We start from the raw sequence: 17,003 nt of genomic DNA, 5'->3' as shown, positions 1-17,003 counted from the left end.
CTGAGAAGTATAGGATTTGGGAATCCTTATGGGGTTCTACCACGTCATATTCCTTATCACGGATGATTCCTGTTACGGTAAAGCGCTTGATATAGGAATTTTTATCATTCCCATTGCGGTAAACCAAATTATATACTGTACGCGTATCATTCTTTTTGAAGACGCCCACGTGAATAATATTCTTTCCAATATAGCTCTTTTCGGTTACCTTGGTGATAATCATTTTTCCATCTGCGGTAAAGACAATAATATCATCTATATCACTACAATCAGCTACATATTCGTCTTTTTTAAGGGAAGTCCCTACGAATCCCTCTTCCTTATTTACATAGAGCTTGAGGTTACGTACCACTACCTTAGTAGCCTCAATAGTATCAAATGGACGTATTTCTGTTCTACGATCTTTTCCCTTACCATATTTCTTTTGCAGATTTCTGAAATAATCAATGGCGAAAGAAATCAAATTGTCCAAGTGGTTTCTTACCTCTTCTATATCAGCTTCTATTTTCAGGAGATTTTCTTCGGCTTTGTAGGTATCATATTTGGTAATACGAATCATCGGGATTTTGGTAAGACGATCCAAATCTTCATCGGTGATAGGGCGCAACAGTTGTTCCTTAAAAGGTTCAAAAGAGCGATATAAATACGCAAAAAGTTCTTCTTTGTCATTATATTCCTTGAAGTTAATATACATCTCCTCACGGATAAATATTTTCTCCAAGGAGGCATTATGCCACTTCTGCTGAAGGTCGTCCAGTTGTACTTCCAACTCACGCTTAAGGATATCGACAGTTCTATCTGTACTTTTCTTTAGGATATCACTTACTCCAATAAAGAGAGGTTTGCTCCCCTCAATTACACAACAAAGAGGCGATACAGAAGTCTCACAATCCGTAAAAGCATAGAGAGCATCAATGGTTTTATCAGGAGAAATTCCTTTGGGTAGATGTACTAATATTTCAACATCTTTGGCGGTATTATCATCTACTTTAAGTACCTTTATTTTACCTTTTTCATTAGCTTTAAGAATAGAATCTATCAGAGATGAGGTAGTCGTTCCAAATGGAATTTCCGTAATCACTAAGGTTGATTTGTCCTTTTGAGCGATACGGGCACGTACCTTGATACGACCGCCACGCATTCCATCATTGTAGCCAGCCACATCCATAATCCCAGCTGTAGGGAAATCTGGATACAACTCAAAGGGCTTTCCTTCAAGATAAAGCACCGAAGCATCAATCAGTTCATTAAAATTATGAGGAAGGATTTTGGTAGAGAGCCCCACCGCAATTCCTTCTGCTCCTTGAGCCAAGAGTAACGGAAACTTCACAGGTAGGTGTACAGGCTCATCATTGCGCCCATCATAACTCTTTTGCCATTCGGTAACCTTGGGGCTGAAAAGAACCTCCAAGGCAAAATGAGATAAGCGTGCTTCAATATAACGAGGAGCCGCTGCATCGTCGCCTGTGAGGATATTCCCCCAGCTTCCTTGTGTATCAATAAGGAGATTTTTCTGTCCTATTTGTATAATAGCGTCTCCTATAGAAGCATCTCCGTGAGGGTGGTACTTCATCGTATTTCCTACGATATTGGCTACCTTATTATAACGACCATCCTCCAGCTCGTCCATAGAGTGCATAATACGGCGTTGAACAGGCTTAAAACCATCTTCCAAGGCGGGAACAGCTCGCTCAAGGATTACATAAGAAGCATAGTCCAAGAACCAATTCTGATACATTCCACTGATACGAGTAATGGTTTCCTGAGGGTCTCCTTGAGCGTTCTCATTAGGAGTTAAAGGCTGTTCTATGGGATTATTCTCTTCCATAATATTTTTTTAGATAAAACTAATGAATAATTGGTATTTAAATATTTGAATAACAGGTAATAGATAAAATATTGTTACCTATTACCTGTTGCTTGAATTAATTTCTATGTTATCCTAAAACTGTTGTCCAAAGATAAAGTGGGTTTCCCAACCGTGTGGAGAGGTTCTTCCATTGATACCATCATATCCATAACCAAAATCAAACCCTAAGAGCCCAAACATCGGCATAAAGATACGTATCCCGAAACCTGCTGAACGCTTAATATCAAAGGGATTATACTGAGAGAAACTTGAGTAAGAATTAGCTCCTTCAGTAAACACCAATCCATAGATAGAAGCTGTAGGCTTTAGTGTAATAGGATAGCGCAATTCCAAAGAGAATTTATTATAGATTACATCCCCATCACGAGAGGAAAGCGATTGGTTTGGATAACCTCGCATCTGTACGTATTCACGACCATCCAATGAACCATAAGTAGCCATTCCATCTCCTCCTACAAAGAAACGTTCAAAAGGAACAGTTCCTCTATCCTTATTATAATAACCTAAGTAACCAAATTCCGCATTAGGGCGTAATACTAACTTATCTACCAGATTCAGATACCAAGCCCCTGACAAACGCAACTTATAGAATTCCAACCATTTGAACCTTTGTTGATCAATTTCGGCAATACGATTTGTATTCTGGTTAGAAACGGCTTCTGCACGCTGATCCATCAAGGACTTATAATCCACATTATTAAATAAGGAATAAGGAGGTGTTAGCTTAGCTGTAATATTAAAATCACTCCCTCCTAAAGGATAAATAGGATTCGGTCCACTAGAGCGTCTGCTTAAAGATATTGTATAAGAGAATGCATTAGAATATCCATTTCCAAATGTAAATAAATATGTATTATAATTCTTCAAGTCATAATAATTATAACTTATATATTGTGATAATTGGAAATAGTCATCAGGAACATTCAATCGTTTAGCAAGTCCCAAGGAAACCCCTGTTATGTAAAAGCGTTTGCTTCTATCCACATCATAAGTATAGTAGTTATAATCGTAACTTACAGAATGATTAAATGAGGCTGAGAACTGAACAGGGCGCTCTCCTCCCATCCAAGGCTCCATAAAAGAAAAACTAAAGACACGATAAGAACGGCTTGCACTAATGTTCAGAGCTAGCTTCTGAGCATCACCCATTGGTAAAGGACGATAGGATTTCTTATCAAAAATATTCTGAATAGAGAAGTTATTAAAGTTAAGCCCCAAGGTTCCTATAAAACCACTTCCGCCGTATCCTCCTTGTAATTGAATTTGACTAGAAGAACTCGTATCATCAAGCTCATATTCCAAATCCACAGTTCCTGAATTAGGGTCTGGATTCTTTATCTGAGGATTTATCTTCTGAGCATCAAATATACCCAATTGAGAAAGTTCTCGTATGGTACGTATCACATCTTCTTTAGAATAAAGATAACCAGGACGTGTTCTTAACTCTCGATAGATTACCTTATCATTAGTAATTGTATTTCCTGATACTGATACATTATTAAAATAAGCAGGTTTTCCTTCGTGGATACGGATCTCGAAATTAATTGTGTCATTTACCACGGAAGTCTCCACAGGATTTATCTGAGAGAATAAGTAACCTGTATTCTGGTAAAGGTTGGCGATACTGTTCGCATCTGGGTTCTTAGGATCATTTATTCTATTACGAAGCTGAACCCCATTATAGACTTCTCCTTTCTTAAGACCTAAAAGATGCGAAAGAGCTTGATTATTATAGACTGTATTTCCTAAGAACTTAATATCTCCGAAATAGTATTTCTTTCCCTCTTCCAAGGATATTTTAAGGTCTATATTCTCTTTTCCGTCATAGAGGGTATCTTTAGTAATGCGAGCGTCACGATAACCATTTTCTTTATAGAAATCAATTAGCTTAGTAAGATCTTCATCATACTTATCCTGCACATATTTAGAACGTTTCCAGAAACGCCCGAAGAAGCGTTGTTTTGTTTTCTTCAGTTGCCTACGAAGCTTAGCATCTGCGAATTTTTCATTTCCTTCAAAAGTAATATGGTTAATTTTCACCTTATTACCTCTATCCACACGAATAAGCATCCTTACCTTCGTCCCTAAAGAATCAACCTCTTGAGTATTGATATGAACTTTGGTATTAAGATAACCTTCCTTACGGTATTTATTTGTAATATAGGATTTTGTTTTAGCTATAAGGCTTTCATTGAGTTTTTTTCCATTCAATTTAGTAGGTTCCAATTCTGCTTTTTTAAGCAGTTCTTCACCCTTTTTCTTACGGATTCCTGTTACCTGAACATCCACTAATTCAGGCATTTCCTGTATAGCAAACTCCAAGAATACCTTATTCCCTTCTACTTTAGTAATGTAGATATCAATATCATTGAACACTTGGTAATCCCAGAGCTTATGAATAATCCGAGTGAATTTCTCACTAGGAATAGTAATTTTATCCCCTACCTTAAGCCCTGAAGCCACGATAATGGTTTGTGCATTATAATGCTTGGCTCCTGCGACCTCTATCCCTCCTATAATGAACTCCTTCCCTCTTTCAAGAGAAGTAAGTTCCTGTGTATGTGTAGATAGTGTATCCTTAAGGGTTTGGTCTCTGTTCTCTTCTTGAGCGTGAGTAATATTGAGAAAAAATATCCCAAAAAGAGTATATACAAATGTTCTCATACTAAGTAAGTTGTTCACTGGTTTTTCCAAATCTGCGTTCTCTTTGTTGATAATTTAATAAGGCTTTATGTAATTCTTCTGTAGTAAAATCAGGCCAAAAAGCATCTGTAAAATATAGTTCTGCATAGGCTATCTGCCAGAGTAAAAAATTACTAATTCGATATTCTCCACTGGTACGAACAAGCAAATCGACAGGTGGAATTGCTTGGGTATAGAGGTGTTGTTCTATAGTTGTATAGGTTATTTGCTCAGGAGAAAGAGTTCCTTCTTTTACTTTTTGAGCCAATTGTTGTGTCATTTGTAGGATCTCCTGTTGGCTTCCATAACCTAAGGCAAGGCTCACGACTGTACCTGTATTATTCTGGGTTTGTTCTTTGGCTTTTTGCAGTTCTTTTTGTAGGCTTTTAGGAAACTGACTTATATCTCCTAAAGTATTAAGGCGTATGTTATTAGCTTGCATTACAGCTACTTCTTTCTTAAGGTAGCCTGAGAGAAGCCTCATCAGGGCTTCTATCTCGAGCTTAGGACGATTCCAGTTCTCTGTTGAGAAAGTATAGAGTGTCAGATAGGGAATTCCCAATTCTGCTACCCGCTGAATAACCTCTCGTGCAGTTTTTGCTCCCTTTTCGTGCCCAAAAACACGAGGCTTTCCCTGTTGCTTTGCCCAACGTCCATTGCCATCCATTATAATAGCCAAGTGCTTGGGAAGCCTTTCTTTTTCTAAGTTCATCGAATTTACCTACAAAATTACTATCAAGTGGCAAAGATATGATTTTTTCTTGAATTTACAGAGATATTTTTTAACAAATAACAAGTTTTAATCTTTTTTTGCGATTATTCTTTAGATACTTATCATTTTCCTAAAAATCCTTATTTAGCAAACTCAAAACAGTTACATTTCTTAGCTCCAAAGGTATAGGTAAGATAAAATCCTGATACCATATACCAATCATTTGTATTGAGATTCCCAAACCATTCTCCCTTAGGAGATTTGCTCCCTTCCAGATTATTGGTAAATGTATAACGTAAGCTCACTTCTGCTCCTACTAGGAATCGGGAGCCCCATAAGCGTGTCTTTACCCCTAAGGTAAAAGGTATCGCCCAAGATTCCGCCCGCTCAGGATAACGAAGATGCTTAGCTTCCTGACCTGTGAGCGTGAGATTATCAAAATACAACCTATCCATCTTGAAATAATAGAAACCCGTATGCATATAGGGCGTAAAAAGTAGCTTGAAAGGTTCGTGAGTATCAAAATGAAGAAAATCATATTCTACCCCAGCTCCCATCTCCACCATTCTATTATCAAATGAGAAATCTCTAGCCCTACGGGCTTCTGTAGTGGCGCGGCTATCATTATCCCAGAGGTGAAACCACTTTATATCTGCCCTGAGAGAAAGTTGTTTCCGTAAATTTCGCTTATAGAGAAACCCTATAGCTGGCTTTGTCGGATACACATAATAAGTACTTCCTATATCAGAAATAGGATTTGCCCCTCCGAATGAGATACCTATTTCATTATATTGCCCTCTCATTACAGAGGCAAATAAAAATAGTACTATATAGAAGAATTTATTTCGCATATAACTTATTTTATCTCTTATTAGACTCTCCTTGTAATAGTGATTGTACTGCTGAAAGACAGAGACTAAAAAGAACTGCATACCAGAAGCCATATATAGTGATCCCATCAATCAACTTATCAGCTAGGATAATTATCAATGTATTAATAATAATCAAAAATAAACCGAAAGTAATAACAGTCAAAGGAAGTGATAGAACTACCAAAATAGGTCTTACAAACAGGTTAAGAACACTGATAGCGATAGCAAAGAACAAAGCTGAAGGAAAATCCTTAACCTCTATATGTGGCAATACCCTGCTGAGCCCTAGGATAAGCAAGCTGGTAACGATTAAGTTCAATAAGAGCTTCATCTTTTTTGTAAAAATTGATATGTAATTTCAAAAAATTCTTTAGGTTTCTCCACCTGTACCCAGTGCCCTGCATCGGCAATGATTACCTCACTAGCCTTAGGAAAATGTTGCTTGATAAGAGGTATATCTTCCGGCAATACATAGTTGGATTTTCCTCCTATCACAAAGAGAGCCTCTCCTTCATATATAGTTCCTGTAGGAAGAGCAGTTCCTATTTCAGCTACTCTATCTTTAAGAACAGGCAAGTTGATACGTAATCCTAGCTCATCAGAAGTTTTTCTATAAACGTTCTTAAGCAGAAACTGCCTTATAGAAGGTTCTATAATGAACTTACCTAACTGGTGGTCAGCTTGTTCTCGAGTTTTTATCTGAGTAAAATCCAAAGTAGAAAGTGCGTCCAGTATCACTTTATGATGTACCGGATAATACTTAGGAGCCATATCCACCACAACTATACGTTCAGCACGCTCAGGATAAGTTACTGCTAAAAGCATCGCTGTTTTCCCTCCCATAGAATGTCCTATGATAGGAGCTGAAGAAATCTGCTGGCTATCCATATAGTGTATTAAGTCCTCTACCATTAGCTGATAGGAAAATTCCGAAGAATGAAAGCTATGTCCGTGATTACGAGCATCTATCACATGCACTTGGTAACCTGCCTCTGCAAAACGAAGAGAGTGTGTACGCCAGTTATCCCCCATTCCTAGAAATCCGTGTAATATAATTAAGGGAGTTCCCTCACCTACTATCTGAGAATTAATAAGTTCCATTTTTTATTATTTAAGACGATACAAATACATACTCACCACATTCTGTAAGCCTAAATAAAGAGCCTCACTGATTAGAGCATGTCCTATAGATACTTCCAAAAGGGTAGGAATATTTTCCTTGAAATAGCGCAGATTTTCCAGACTTAAATCGTGACCTGCATTAAGTCCCAATCCTACCTGATGTGCCACTTTAGCAGCTTGTACATAGGGAATTATAGCCTCTTTATTTCCTAAAGCATATCCTTTGGCATAGGCCTCTGTATAGAGCTCTACTCTATCTGTTCCTGTTTTAGCAGCTGCCTCAATCATAGAGGTGATGGGATCCACAAACAGAGAAGTACGTATTCCATTACGCTTAAACTCTGCTATTATCTCCGTAAGATAATCCTTATGAGTCACTGTATCCCAACCCGCATTGGAGGTAAGCACATCCTCTCCATCAGGAACTAGTGTTACCTGTGTAGGTTTTATTTGTAGTACCAGATCTATGAATTTAGGGATAGGATTTCCTTCTATATTATATTCTGTATGTACAATCTTCTTAAGATCGAATGCATCTTGATAACGAATATGCCGTTCATCAGGGCGCGGATGAATCGTGATTCCTTCTGCGCCAAATTCTTGTATATCAGTAGCCACTTGTAATAAGTCAGGAACATTCCCTCCTCTTGAATTACGTAAGGTAGCTATTTTATTGATATTTACACTTAATTTTGTCATCTGTATTAGGTTTTAGAAAGTGCAAAGGTACAAAATTAATTTTGTAACAACCTTTATTAAGGATAAATAACTATCCTCCGCAATTACAATCGGGTCCTCCTCCGCATTTTTTCTTATTCTTAAAGAAAAATTTCTTCCCTAAAAAGAAGATAGCTATACCAACTAGTAAATAGGTAATAATATCCTGTATCATCTGTTCTTGTTTTCAATGCAAAGATATTCTTTTTTTCTCGAAGATAAAAAATAAATTTTCACAAATAAGCTCAAAACATATCTTATTGATTTACAAATAAATACAAATCTATTCTGAAATAGAAGAAGTTTATAAAAAATTTTTTTGTAAAAAAACCAAATTAAAATTTTTTTATTTGGAAAATATATGTATCTTTGCAAAAGAAATTTTTACTATTTTTCTTTTCATAATTATTATTTTTTTATACAAATAAATTACAATACAATATATAATAATGAAAAACAAGCTAACTAAACTTATTATTTCACAAAAAGAAAGCCTCAAGAATAGCCTTCCTAAGAAAAAGGCTGAGCTTTTTATAGATGATCTCTATCGCTTGTTATTCAACTTAGATGCAACTCCTTGTGAATGTGAATATGAAGTTGCTCAAAGGCTTAAAGCTAAGGAATTGGAGTTCTCAGGTATTATTTATGATTACCTGAAAGATAATGAAGTTGCTCAAAAAGAGACACTTAGTTTTTTCAATTCTATTGAAAATATATACCTTACCTTACTACGTGATGCTCAAGCGATTCTGGATAATGACCCTGCTGCTCAGAATTTGGAGGAAGTCTATATGGCTTACCCTGGATTCTATGCTATTGTAGTTCATAGGTTTGCTCACCAGTTATGGATACAGAACCTGAAACTATTAGCCCGTGTATGGAGCGAATTTGCTCATAGTAAAACAGGAATAGATATTCACCCTGGCGCAAAAATAGGAAATAATTTCTGTATAGACCATGGGACAGGAATTGTTATTGGAGAAACCTGTGTTATAGGAAATAATGTGAAGATATATCAAGGGGTTACCTTAGGAGCCTTATCTGTATCTAAAGATAAAATGAATGCTGTACGACACCCCAGAATAGGAGATAATGTAGTGATATACTCAGGAGCCACCATCTTAGGAGGACAGACACATATAGGTCACGATAGCACCATTGGAGGAAATGTATGGCTTACCGAAAGTGTAGAACCTTTTACAGTAATGTACTATAAAAGTGAAGTGATTACCAAGCAAAAGAACCTATCCCCTGAACCTATTTTTTTTCATATATAAAAAACCTTTTTTATTTAACATAATTTATTTTTTATGAAGCACAATAATATTTTAGGAGCTATTGGGAATACTCCTGTTATCCGCCTTTCCAAATTATTCCCTAACCATCAAGTATGGATTAAGCTTGAAAAAAGCAACCCTGGTGGAAGCATCAAGGACAGAATTGCATTAGCTATGATTGAAAAAGCTGAGCGTGAAGGAATTATTAACAAAGATACCATCATCATTGAACCTACCTCTGGGAATACTGGAGTTGGTCTTGCTTTGGTAGCTGCTGTAAAAGGATATAAATTGGTGTTAGTTATGCCTGAATCAATGAGTGTAGAGCGTAGAAAGTTAGTTTCTGCCTATGGAGCTTCTTTTGTACTTACTCCTAAAGAAAAAGGTACTGGAGGAGCTGTAGAAAAAGCCAAGGAACTAGCAGCTTCTATTCCTAATTCTTGGATTCCCCAACAGTTCGAAAACCCTGCTAATCCTGAAATTCACCGCCTTACTACCGCTCAAGAAATCCTTAATGACTTCCCTAATGGTGTAGATTATTTCATCTCTGGAATAGGAACTGGAGGGCACCTTTCAGGAATTGGAGAAGTACTCAAAGAAAAGTTTCCTCATACAAAGGTATTAGGAATAGAACCTGCTGGCTCTCCTGTACTTAGTGGTGGAAAACCAGGTCCTCACCCACTACAAGGAATAGGAACAGGATTTATCCCTAAAACGCTTAACACCTCTATCTATGATGGTATTATTACAATTGAAAAAGATGAGGCTTATGAATATACCAAGCGATTAGTAAGAACCGAAGGAATCCTTGCGGGTATATCCACCGGTACTTCATTGGCTGCTATTGCTAAAAAGCTCCCAGAAATCAAAGAAAATGAAGTAGTTCTCACTGTGAATTACGATTCTGGAGATCGTTATTGGTCTGTTGCAGACTTATTTGAAGAAAATCCTTTCGTAGAATAGATTATTTTTCCAAAAAAATGTATATTTTATTTATTAAAAACCGCTTTTGAATCTCTTTTAAAGCGGTTTTTATCTTTTTTACAATATATTTATCAAGAAACTATGAGAGTACTTATCCAACGTGTAACAGAAGCAAGCGTTTCAATAGGAGGAATCCGCTATTCAGAAATAACTCACGGATTACTTGTCTTTCTAGGAATAGAAGAGACTGATAATCAAGAAGATATTGATTATTTATGCAAAAAAATCACTCAAATTCGCTTATTTAATGATTCTCAAGGAGTTATGAATCTTTCCGTACAAGAGGTTGGAGGTTCATTGCTCGTAGTAAGCCAATTCACATTACAGGCGAGTACCAAGAAAGGAAACCGACCATCCTATATCCGTGCGGCAAGAGCTGAAATAGCCATCCCTCTGTACGAACAATTTCTCGTAACTCTTAAAGAGGTAGCCCAGAGAGAAATTGCCACAGGAGTTTTTGGGGCAGATATGCAAGTAGCTCTCTGCAATGATGGACCTGTTACTATCCTTATAGATAGTAGAATGCGTGATTTCTGAGGGTAGAGTCACGCATTCATATAATTATTAGGTTTCTGATTTTCAGAACTATGCTCGAACAGGAATATTCATAACAAGGTCAATGTACAGATTCACCTTATCCTTAAGTTCCTTACGATTCACAATAAAGTCAAGAAAGCCATGTTCCTGAACAAACTCAGCTGTTTGGAACCCTTCAGGGAGTTCCTTTCCAGTGGTATCTTTTACCACTCGAGGACCTGCAAAACCAATCAAAGCTCCAGGCTCTGCGATATTAATATCGCCTAACATCGCAAAAGAAGCCGTTACTCCTCCTGTGGTAGGGTCTGTACAAAGAGATATATAGGGTAATCCTGCATCATCTAATTGAGCTAATTTAGCAGAAGTTTTCGCCATTTGCATTAAGGAGAAAGCAGCTTCCATCATTCGCGCTCCTCCTGATTTAGAAATCATCATAAAAGGCAACTTATTCTTGATGGCATAGTCAATAGCCCGAGCTATCTTCTCTCCTACTACACTTCCCATAGAGCCTCCTATAAAATCAAAATCCATACAGGCAACTACGATCTCTCTTCCTTTGGACTCTCCTACAGCACAGCGTACAGCATCATATAAGTTTGTCTTCTTTTGTGCTTCTTTAAGACGATCCTTATAATTCTTAGTATCCACAAAGTCTAGCGGATCCTTAGCTCTCATTGTTTTATCAAGCTCACTATACTTATCATCAAAAAGAATCTCAAAATATTCCTTACTCCCTATACGTACATGGTAGCCATCCTCTGGGCTTACATAGAAATTGCTTGCTAGCTCTTCTGTCTCAATGATTTTACCTGTAGGAGACTTATACCATAAGCCCTGTGGGATATCCTTCTTCTCCTCAGTGGCTGTTTGTATTCCTTTTGTTTTACGTTTGAACCAAGACATATTTTTTTATTAAGTAATAAGGAGCAAAATTTCCTAGAAACCTCACTCTCTTACCCATTAGAGAGGCAAAGTTACTATTTTTTTCCTACATAGAAGAGAGCTTTTTTGTTAATGTTCATAAGTTTTTCTATCGAAACGATATAATTAATTAGAAATCAATAAATTAAAATAGAAAAAATATTTTTAGAAAAAAAATAACATATAAAATGATTCTATTTAGAAATAAAAATGTATTTTTGCCTATAAAAAAACGTCAATATGTCAAAAACAGGAAATGCATTAGCAGCTTTAGTTGTAGGAGCTGCTATCGGTGTAGGAATAGGAATTCTTTTTGCTCCTGATGAAGGAAAAAAGACTCGCAAACGTATTAGAAAGTCTCTAGAGGGAGTTTCTGATAACTTAAGAGACAAACTTGTAGACTTGAATGAAAATCTGAAAGAGAAAAAAATCAAGTTAAAAGGAACTCTAGAAGAAAACGTAGAAAAACTTCTTTCTAAATCCAGCTATAAGGCAGAAGAACTTATCAATGCTTTAGAAAGAAAATTAGAAGACCTTAAAAAGGCTAATGCTAAATTTCAAAAATAACTAAATCCTTCATAAAATGGCACTCAGCGAATTGAAAGCATCTGCACAGAGCCTTCCTAATGAATTGGAAGCTACTGTTAATTCTCATATAGAATACTATAAGCTATATTCATTCCGTATTATAGCCAAATCTGCTATGGGAATTGTAAGCCTCTTTGTTGGAGGACTTTTCATCTTGATTATTGCTTTCTTTTTGGCTTTGGCCGCTGCTTTTGCCATAGGGGAATGGTTAGATAGTAACGCCTTAGGATTCCTTATTATGGGGCTTCTATTCTTACTAGGCTTAGTGATTATCTACAAATCACGTAAGTCCCTTATATACAAGCCTATATTAGGAAAATTATCTGAAATATACTTTAAAGATTAATTGCTTATGGAAAGGAAATATACTTCATTGGAAGAGATAGAGAATGACTTAAGAGCTTTAAAGCTCAAGAAGGATATTGACCTTATGTGCCTTAAAAGTGACTATCAGTCAATGGTACGTAATTTCTCTATTGGCAGGCTATTCTCTGAGTCTGTAACACAGCTAAAAGAATCTATCATAAGCAAGCAAAAGGGACTTTTTTCCCTAGCTGTAGACTTCCTATTACGGAGATTTTTGAGTAGATAAGTCTGTTTCTCTCAGCACTTTATCGTATTTTTCAAAAAAAGTTAGTCTCAAAATTTTGATATTTAAGAAAAAGGTTGTACTTTTGCACCCTGAAAAAGCGAGGTCTTGTAGCTCAGCTGGTTAGAGCACCTGACTCATAATCAGGGGGTCCTTGGTTCGAGCCCAAGCTGGACCACTTTCGCTTAAAGCACTTACAGCAATGTAGGTGCTTTTTCTATTATATAGAATTTAAAGGCTCTTTCTAAGAAAGAGCCTCTTCCTATATTTCATCTTTTTACTCCTTATTTCTGAACACCAATCCATTATCAAAAGAATCTATCAGCACAAGGTTACCCGCTTTGATCTCTCCTTTTAGAATTTCCTTAGAAAGAGCATTCATTACTTCTTTCTGGAGAACACGCTTCACTGGACGAGCTCCGAATTGTGGGTCATACCCCCGCTCAGCTAGGTAGTTTATAGCCTCATCGGTAGCCTCTAAGATAATATTTTCACGAGCCACCAGCTTGATAATACTATTGAGCTGTAAGCGTACTATCTGCTTGATATTCGCCTCGGTAAGAGGTGTAAACATCACGATGTCATCTATACGATTGATAAACTCAGGGCGTACTGTCTGCTTAAGGAGCTGTAGCACTTCCTCTTTAGCTCTCTCAGTAGCCTCCTCTATGTCCTTATATTGCTCAAAACTATCCTGAATGAGCTGACTTCCCATATTGGAGGTCATAATGATAATTGTATTCTTGAAATTGGCTGTCCGTCCCTTGTTATCAGTAAGCCTTCCTTCATCCAATACTTGCAAGAGAATATTAAAAGTATCAGGATGTGCTTTCTCTATTTCGTCTAATAACACTACAGAGTATGGGCGTCGGCGTACTGCCTCGGTAAGCTGACCGCCTTCATCATAACCTACATACCCAGGAGGCGCTCCCACCAAACGGCTCACAGCGTGTTTTTCCTGATATTCACTCATATCAATACGAGTCATCGCATTCTCATCATCGAAGAGATATTCCGCAAGTGCCTTAGCTAGCTCTGTTTTTCCGACCCCAGTAGTTCCCAAGAAAAGGAAAGAACCAATCGGTTTTTTAGGGTCTTGTAAGCCTGCACGACTACGACGAATCGCATCAGAAACGGCTGAAATAGCTTCCTCCTGCCCTACTACACGCTTGTGAAGTTCTTCTTCCAGATGAAGGAGTTTTTCTCGTTCGCCTTGCATTAGTTTGGTAACAGGCACTCCTGTCCATTTGGCAATTACTTCTGCAATATCCTCACGGGTAACCTCCTCTTTAATCATTGTCATTTCGTGCCCTTCTACCTCTTTTTGGAGGTTTTCAAGCTTTTCTTCTTCTTGTTTTATCTTTCCATAACGGATTTCAGCTACTTTTCCATAGTTTCCTTCTCGTTCGGCACGTTCGGCATCAAGTTTGTATTGTTCTATATTATTTTTAGTAGCTTGTATCTCATCTACCAAAGATTTTTCTCCTTGCCACTTGGTGAAAAGCTCATTTCGTTCTTCCTTAATATTAGCTAAATCGGCATTGAGCAAGCGAAGTTTTTCTTCGTCATTCTCTCGCTTAATGGCTTCTATTTCAATTTCCAACTGCATTATTCTACGGTCGAGCACATCCAATTCTTCAGGTTTGGAATTGATTTCCATACGAAGCTTAGCGGCTGCCTCGTCCATCAGGTCAATTGCCTTGTCTGGCAAATAACGATTGGAAATATAACGCTCAGAAAGCTCCACAGCAGCAATGATAGCCTCGTCTTTAATACGTACCTTGTGATGGGCTTCATATTTTTCTTTGATACCACGAAGAATAGAAATAGCACTCTCAGTATCAGGCTCTTCCACCATTACTTTTTGAAAACGACGCTCAAGGGCTTTATCTTTTTCAAAATATTTCTGATATTCGTCCAAGGTAGTGGCTCCAATAGCTCGAAGTTCCCCACGTGCCAAGGCTGGCTTGAGAATATTAGCAGCATCCATCGCTCCTTCGCCTCCGCCTGCTCCTACAAGAGTATGGATTTCGTCGATGAAAAGGATAATACTTCCGTCAGAAGAAGTAACCTCTTTCACTACTGATTTGAGTCGTTCCTCGAACTCCCCTTTGTACTTCGCTCCAGCGATAAGAGCCCCCATATCCAAGGAATAAATGGTCTTATCCTTAAGATTTTCAGGCACATCTCCATTAACGATACGGTGTGCCAATCCTTCGGCAATAGCCGTCTTCCCTACCCCTGGTTCTCCTACGAGCATAGGATTATTTTTGGTACGACGGGAAAGAATTTGAAGCACACGGCGAATTTCATCATCTCGCCCGATGACTGGGTCAAGCTTACCACTATGTGCCAACTGAGTAAGGTTTTTAGCGTACTTATTAAGAGAATTATACGTTTCTTCTGCCGAAGCCGAGGTAACACGTTCGCCCTTACGAAGTTCTGCAATTACCTGTTCAAATTGTTTTTCAGTAACTCCTTGTTCTTTTAAGGTTTGACCTACTTGGTTTTTAATTTTAAAAATTGCTAAGAGTAAATGTTCTATAGAAACATATTCATCATTCATTTTCTTAGCAATATTACTAGCCTCCATCAATACCTCTCCAGCTGTACGAGAAAGAGACATCTGTCCGCCTTGTACTTTAGGATAGGAAGCCAAAGCCTTCTCTATGGTTTGATTGAGAGTTGTGGTATTCACCTGCAACTTTTTAAGGATAAAAGGTAATACATTGTTATCTACCTCTTGGATTCCTTTGAAGATATGCTCCACTTGGATATCTTGTTGCCCAAGACCTTGCGCAAGCTGTTGCGCTCTCTGGATTGCCTCTTGGGACTTAATGGTATAGTTATTAAAATTCATTTTCTTTCAGTTTTAAGGGTTAATAATTATATTTTGCTTACTTATGTACAAGAAGTATTCCAAAAGCCAAATATATGACAAATTGTCAGTTTTACGAAATATTTTTAATCTAAAAATATAATTAGATTTGATTTTCAATTTGTTGAAATATGCAAAAATGTCAGCTTACACATTCAGTAATAGACATATTATCAGTTTCAGATTTCAATATTATTTAAAAATTTTTTCTTTAATCAAAAAATTGTATCTTTGCTTTCACATTAATCAACCTGAAGAGGAACTACTAAAAATATGTCGACCAGTATTCACTCTGCTTAAGTTAGTTAAAAGTGAGAATTATATGGTAGACTATTTTATAGAGTAGTACTTACCCTCTCGGCATTGCATTTCTTTTAAAAATGATTAAGTATATCGGTCTATTTATTAATAACAAAATATAAACGCTATGTTAAAAGATATTTTAAACTTTCGCAGGGCAGTACGCTATTATGCGCCTACGCCTATCAGTGAGGAAAAGGTGCGTGAATGCCTTAAGCTCGCTACACTAGCACCTAGTGGTTTCAATATGCAACTGTATGAGTTGTACCATATTACTGATAAGGCTTTGTTAGAAAAATTAGCAAAAGCCTGCTTGGGGCAACTTACAGCAACGACGGCTCAACAGATGGTGGTTTTCGTAACTCGACAGGACAAACACCGCCAGCACGCTAAGATGATTTTAGAATTTGAGCGCGGTAATATACAACGCAATAGTCCGCCTGAAAGGCAAGCTAAGCGTATTAAAGATAAAGAGATGGATTACAACAAACTAATTCCCTTTGTGTACAGTCGTTTTTTTGGCTTGTTAGGTGCTTTCCGCAAACTCTCTGGGGTAATCGGTTGGTTTCGCCCTATGGTGCGAGAACTCTCTGAAGGTGATATACGTGTGGAAGTACATAAAAGCTGCGGGCTTGTAGCGCAAACCTTTATGCTAGCAATGGCAGAGGAAGGGTATGATACTTGTCCGTTAGGAGGGTATGATAGCCATCGTATTAAGAAACTGCTACACCTACCTTACGGGGCTGAAGTGAGTATGGTTGTCACTTGTGGAATTCGTGAAGAGCGTGGTATCTGGGGTGAGAGGTTTAGATTACCATTTGAGGAAGTGTATAAGCGTAATTAGCCATTGAAATGAAGTCATAAACAAATGAAAATATATAAAATTACTAGTATTGTAGGAAATGGGAGAAATAGTGTAAAAGCAAAATATAAGTGCTATGAAAGGAATCATCT

General features: G+C 37.4%; 17 protein-coding genes and 1 tRNA gene. 8 read left to right on the top strand and 10 right to left on the bottom strand.

Translation table 11 applies throughout. The features are described 5' to 3' along the window. The 8 genes from RYK20_RS09210 to RYK20_RS09175 form a co-directional block, all read right to left on the bottom strand. Positions 1-1,828: DNA gyrase/topoisomerase IV subunit A (locus RYK20_RS09210; protein ID WP_314895204.1), on the bottom strand; the 1,828-nt coding region annotated here is incomplete at its 3' end. A gap of 114 nt (positions 1,829-1,942) precedes the next feature. Next, positions 1,943-4,534 carry an outer membrane protein assembly factor BamA gene (bamA, locus tag RYK20_RS09205; RefSeq protein WP_297978952.1) on the bottom strand — a complete coding sequence of 864 codons (2,592 nt, stop codon included), beginning with the start codon at positions 4,532-4,534 and terminating at the stop codon, positions 1,943-1,945. Position 4,535: 1 nt separating this feature from the next. Beyond that, on the bottom strand, positions 4,536-5,264 hold the full coding sequence (locus tag RYK20_RS09200; RefSeq protein ID WP_314604048.1) for an isoprenyl transferase: 729 nt from the start codon (positions 5,262-5,264) through the stop codon (positions 4,536-4,538). A 140-nt stretch (positions 5,265-5,404) separates the two neighbouring features. After that, on the bottom strand, positions 5,405-6,115 hold the full coding sequence (locus RYK20_RS09195) for a DUF6089 family protein (protein ID WP_314604049.1): 711 nt from the start codon (positions 6,113-6,115) through the stop codon (positions 5,405-5,407). A 10-nt stretch (positions 6,116-6,125) separates the two neighbouring features. Then, complete coding sequence (locus tag RYK20_RS09190; RefSeq protein ID WP_297978958.1) at positions 6,126-6,467, bottom strand: phage holin family protein; 342 nt, start codon at positions 6,465-6,467, stop codon at positions 6,126-6,128. Beyond that, on the bottom strand, positions 6,464-7,237 hold the full coding sequence (locus RYK20_RS09185; protein ID WP_314895203.1) for an alpha/beta fold hydrolase: 774 nt from the start codon (positions 7,235-7,237) through the stop codon (positions 6,464-6,466). The genes RYK20_RS09190 and RYK20_RS09185 overlap by 4 nt, the downstream gene beginning before the upstream one ends. 6 nt (positions 7,238-7,243) lie before the next feature. Then, a complete protein-coding gene (locus RYK20_RS09180) occupies positions 7,244-7,957 on the bottom strand; it encodes a pyridoxine 5'-phosphate synthase (protein ID WP_314895202.1) in 714 nt (237 codons plus the stop codon). Between the two features lie 70 nt (positions 7,958-8,027). Then, positions 8,028-8,150 carry a FeoB-associated Cys-rich membrane protein gene (locus RYK20_RS09175; protein WP_297978964.1) on the bottom strand — a complete coding sequence of 41 codons (123 nt, stop codon included), beginning with the start codon at positions 8,148-8,150 and terminating at the stop codon, positions 8,028-8,030. Between the two features lie 274 nt (positions 8,151-8,424). On the opposite strand from RYK20_RS09175, the gene epsC reads away from it, so the two are divergent. From epsC to dtd, 3 genes are all read left to right on the top strand, one after another. Beyond that, the gene (gene epsC, locus RYK20_RS09170) at positions 8,425-9,252 is read left to right on the top strand and encodes a serine O-acetyltransferase EpsC (RefSeq protein ID WP_297981165.1); all 828 of its coding nucleotides are present in this window, start codon (positions 8,425-8,427) and stop codon (positions 9,250-9,252) included. 33 nt (positions 9,253-9,285) lie between these two features. After that, positions 9,286-10,215, top strand: a complete 930-nt coding sequence (gene cysK / locus RYK20_RS09165; protein ID WP_311457263.1) for a cysteine synthase A — start codon at positions 9,286-9,288, stop codon at positions 10,213-10,215. Between the two features lie 102 nt (positions 10,216-10,317). Continuing rightward, the gene (gene dtd, locus RYK20_RS09160) at positions 10,318-10,773 is read left to right on the top strand and encodes a D-aminoacyl-tRNA deacylase (RefSeq protein WP_297981170.1); all 456 of its coding nucleotides are present in this window, start codon (positions 10,318-10,320) and stop codon (positions 10,771-10,773) included. Between the two features lie 48 nt (positions 10,774-10,821). Here dtd and accD read toward each other — a convergent pair whose 3' ends face one another. Next, positions 10,822-11,676, bottom strand: a complete 855-nt coding sequence (gene accD, locus RYK20_RS09155; protein WP_314895201.1) for an acetyl-CoA carboxylase, carboxyltransferase subunit beta — start codon at positions 11,674-11,676, stop codon at positions 10,822-10,824. A gap of 258 nt (positions 11,677-11,934) precedes the next feature. Here accD and RYK20_RS09150 point away from each other — a divergent pair, with 258 nt between their 5' ends. The 4 genes from RYK20_RS09150 to RYK20_RS09135 all read left to right on the top strand — a co-directional run bounded on the left by RYK20_RS09150 (position 11,935) and on the right by RYK20_RS09135 (position 13,049). Continuing rightward, on the top strand, positions 11,935-12,261 hold the full coding sequence (locus RYK20_RS09150) for a YtxH domain-containing protein (protein WP_297978016.1): 327 nt from the start codon (positions 11,935-11,937) through the stop codon (positions 12,259-12,261). A gap of 16 nt (positions 12,262-12,277) precedes the next feature. Continuing rightward, positions 12,278-12,628, top strand: a complete 351-nt coding sequence (locus tag RYK20_RS09145) for a phage holin family protein (protein WP_297978015.1) — start codon at positions 12,278-12,280, stop codon at positions 12,626-12,628. A gap of 6 nt (positions 12,629-12,634) precedes the next feature. After that, a complete protein-coding gene (locus RYK20_RS09140; protein WP_314895200.1) occupies positions 12,635-12,874 on the top strand; it encodes a DUF6327 family protein in 240 nt (79 codons plus the stop codon). Positions 12,875-12,975: 101 nt separating this feature from the next. Then, positions 12,976-13,049: transfer RNA gene (locus RYK20_RS09135), tRNA-Ile, on the top strand. Positions 13,050-13,148: 99 nt separating this feature from the next. On the opposite strand, the gene clpB is transcribed toward RYK20_RS09135, so the two are convergent. Beyond that, positions 13,149-15,731: an ATP-dependent chaperone ClpB gene (gene clpB / locus RYK20_RS09130; RefSeq protein ID WP_311457261.1), complete on the bottom strand. Its 2,583-nt coding sequence runs from the start codon at positions 15,729-15,731 to the stop codon at positions 13,149-13,151. Between the two features lie 445 nt (positions 15,732-16,176). Between clpB and RYK20_RS09125 the strand changes: the two genes are divergently transcribed. Beyond that, entirely contained in the window at positions 16,177-16,893 is a 717-nt protein-coding gene (locus RYK20_RS09125; RefSeq protein ID WP_314895199.1) for a nitroreductase family protein, read from the top strand. The last annotated feature ends 110 nt before the right edge of the window (positions 16,894-17,003 follow it).

The organism is uncultured Capnocytophaga sp., from assembly GCF_963525585.1.
Lineage (GTDB): Bacteria > Bacteroidota > Bacteroidia > Flavobacteriales > Flavobacteriaceae > Capnocytophaga.
This window is presented reverse-complemented; position numbering and strand designations above follow the sequence as displayed.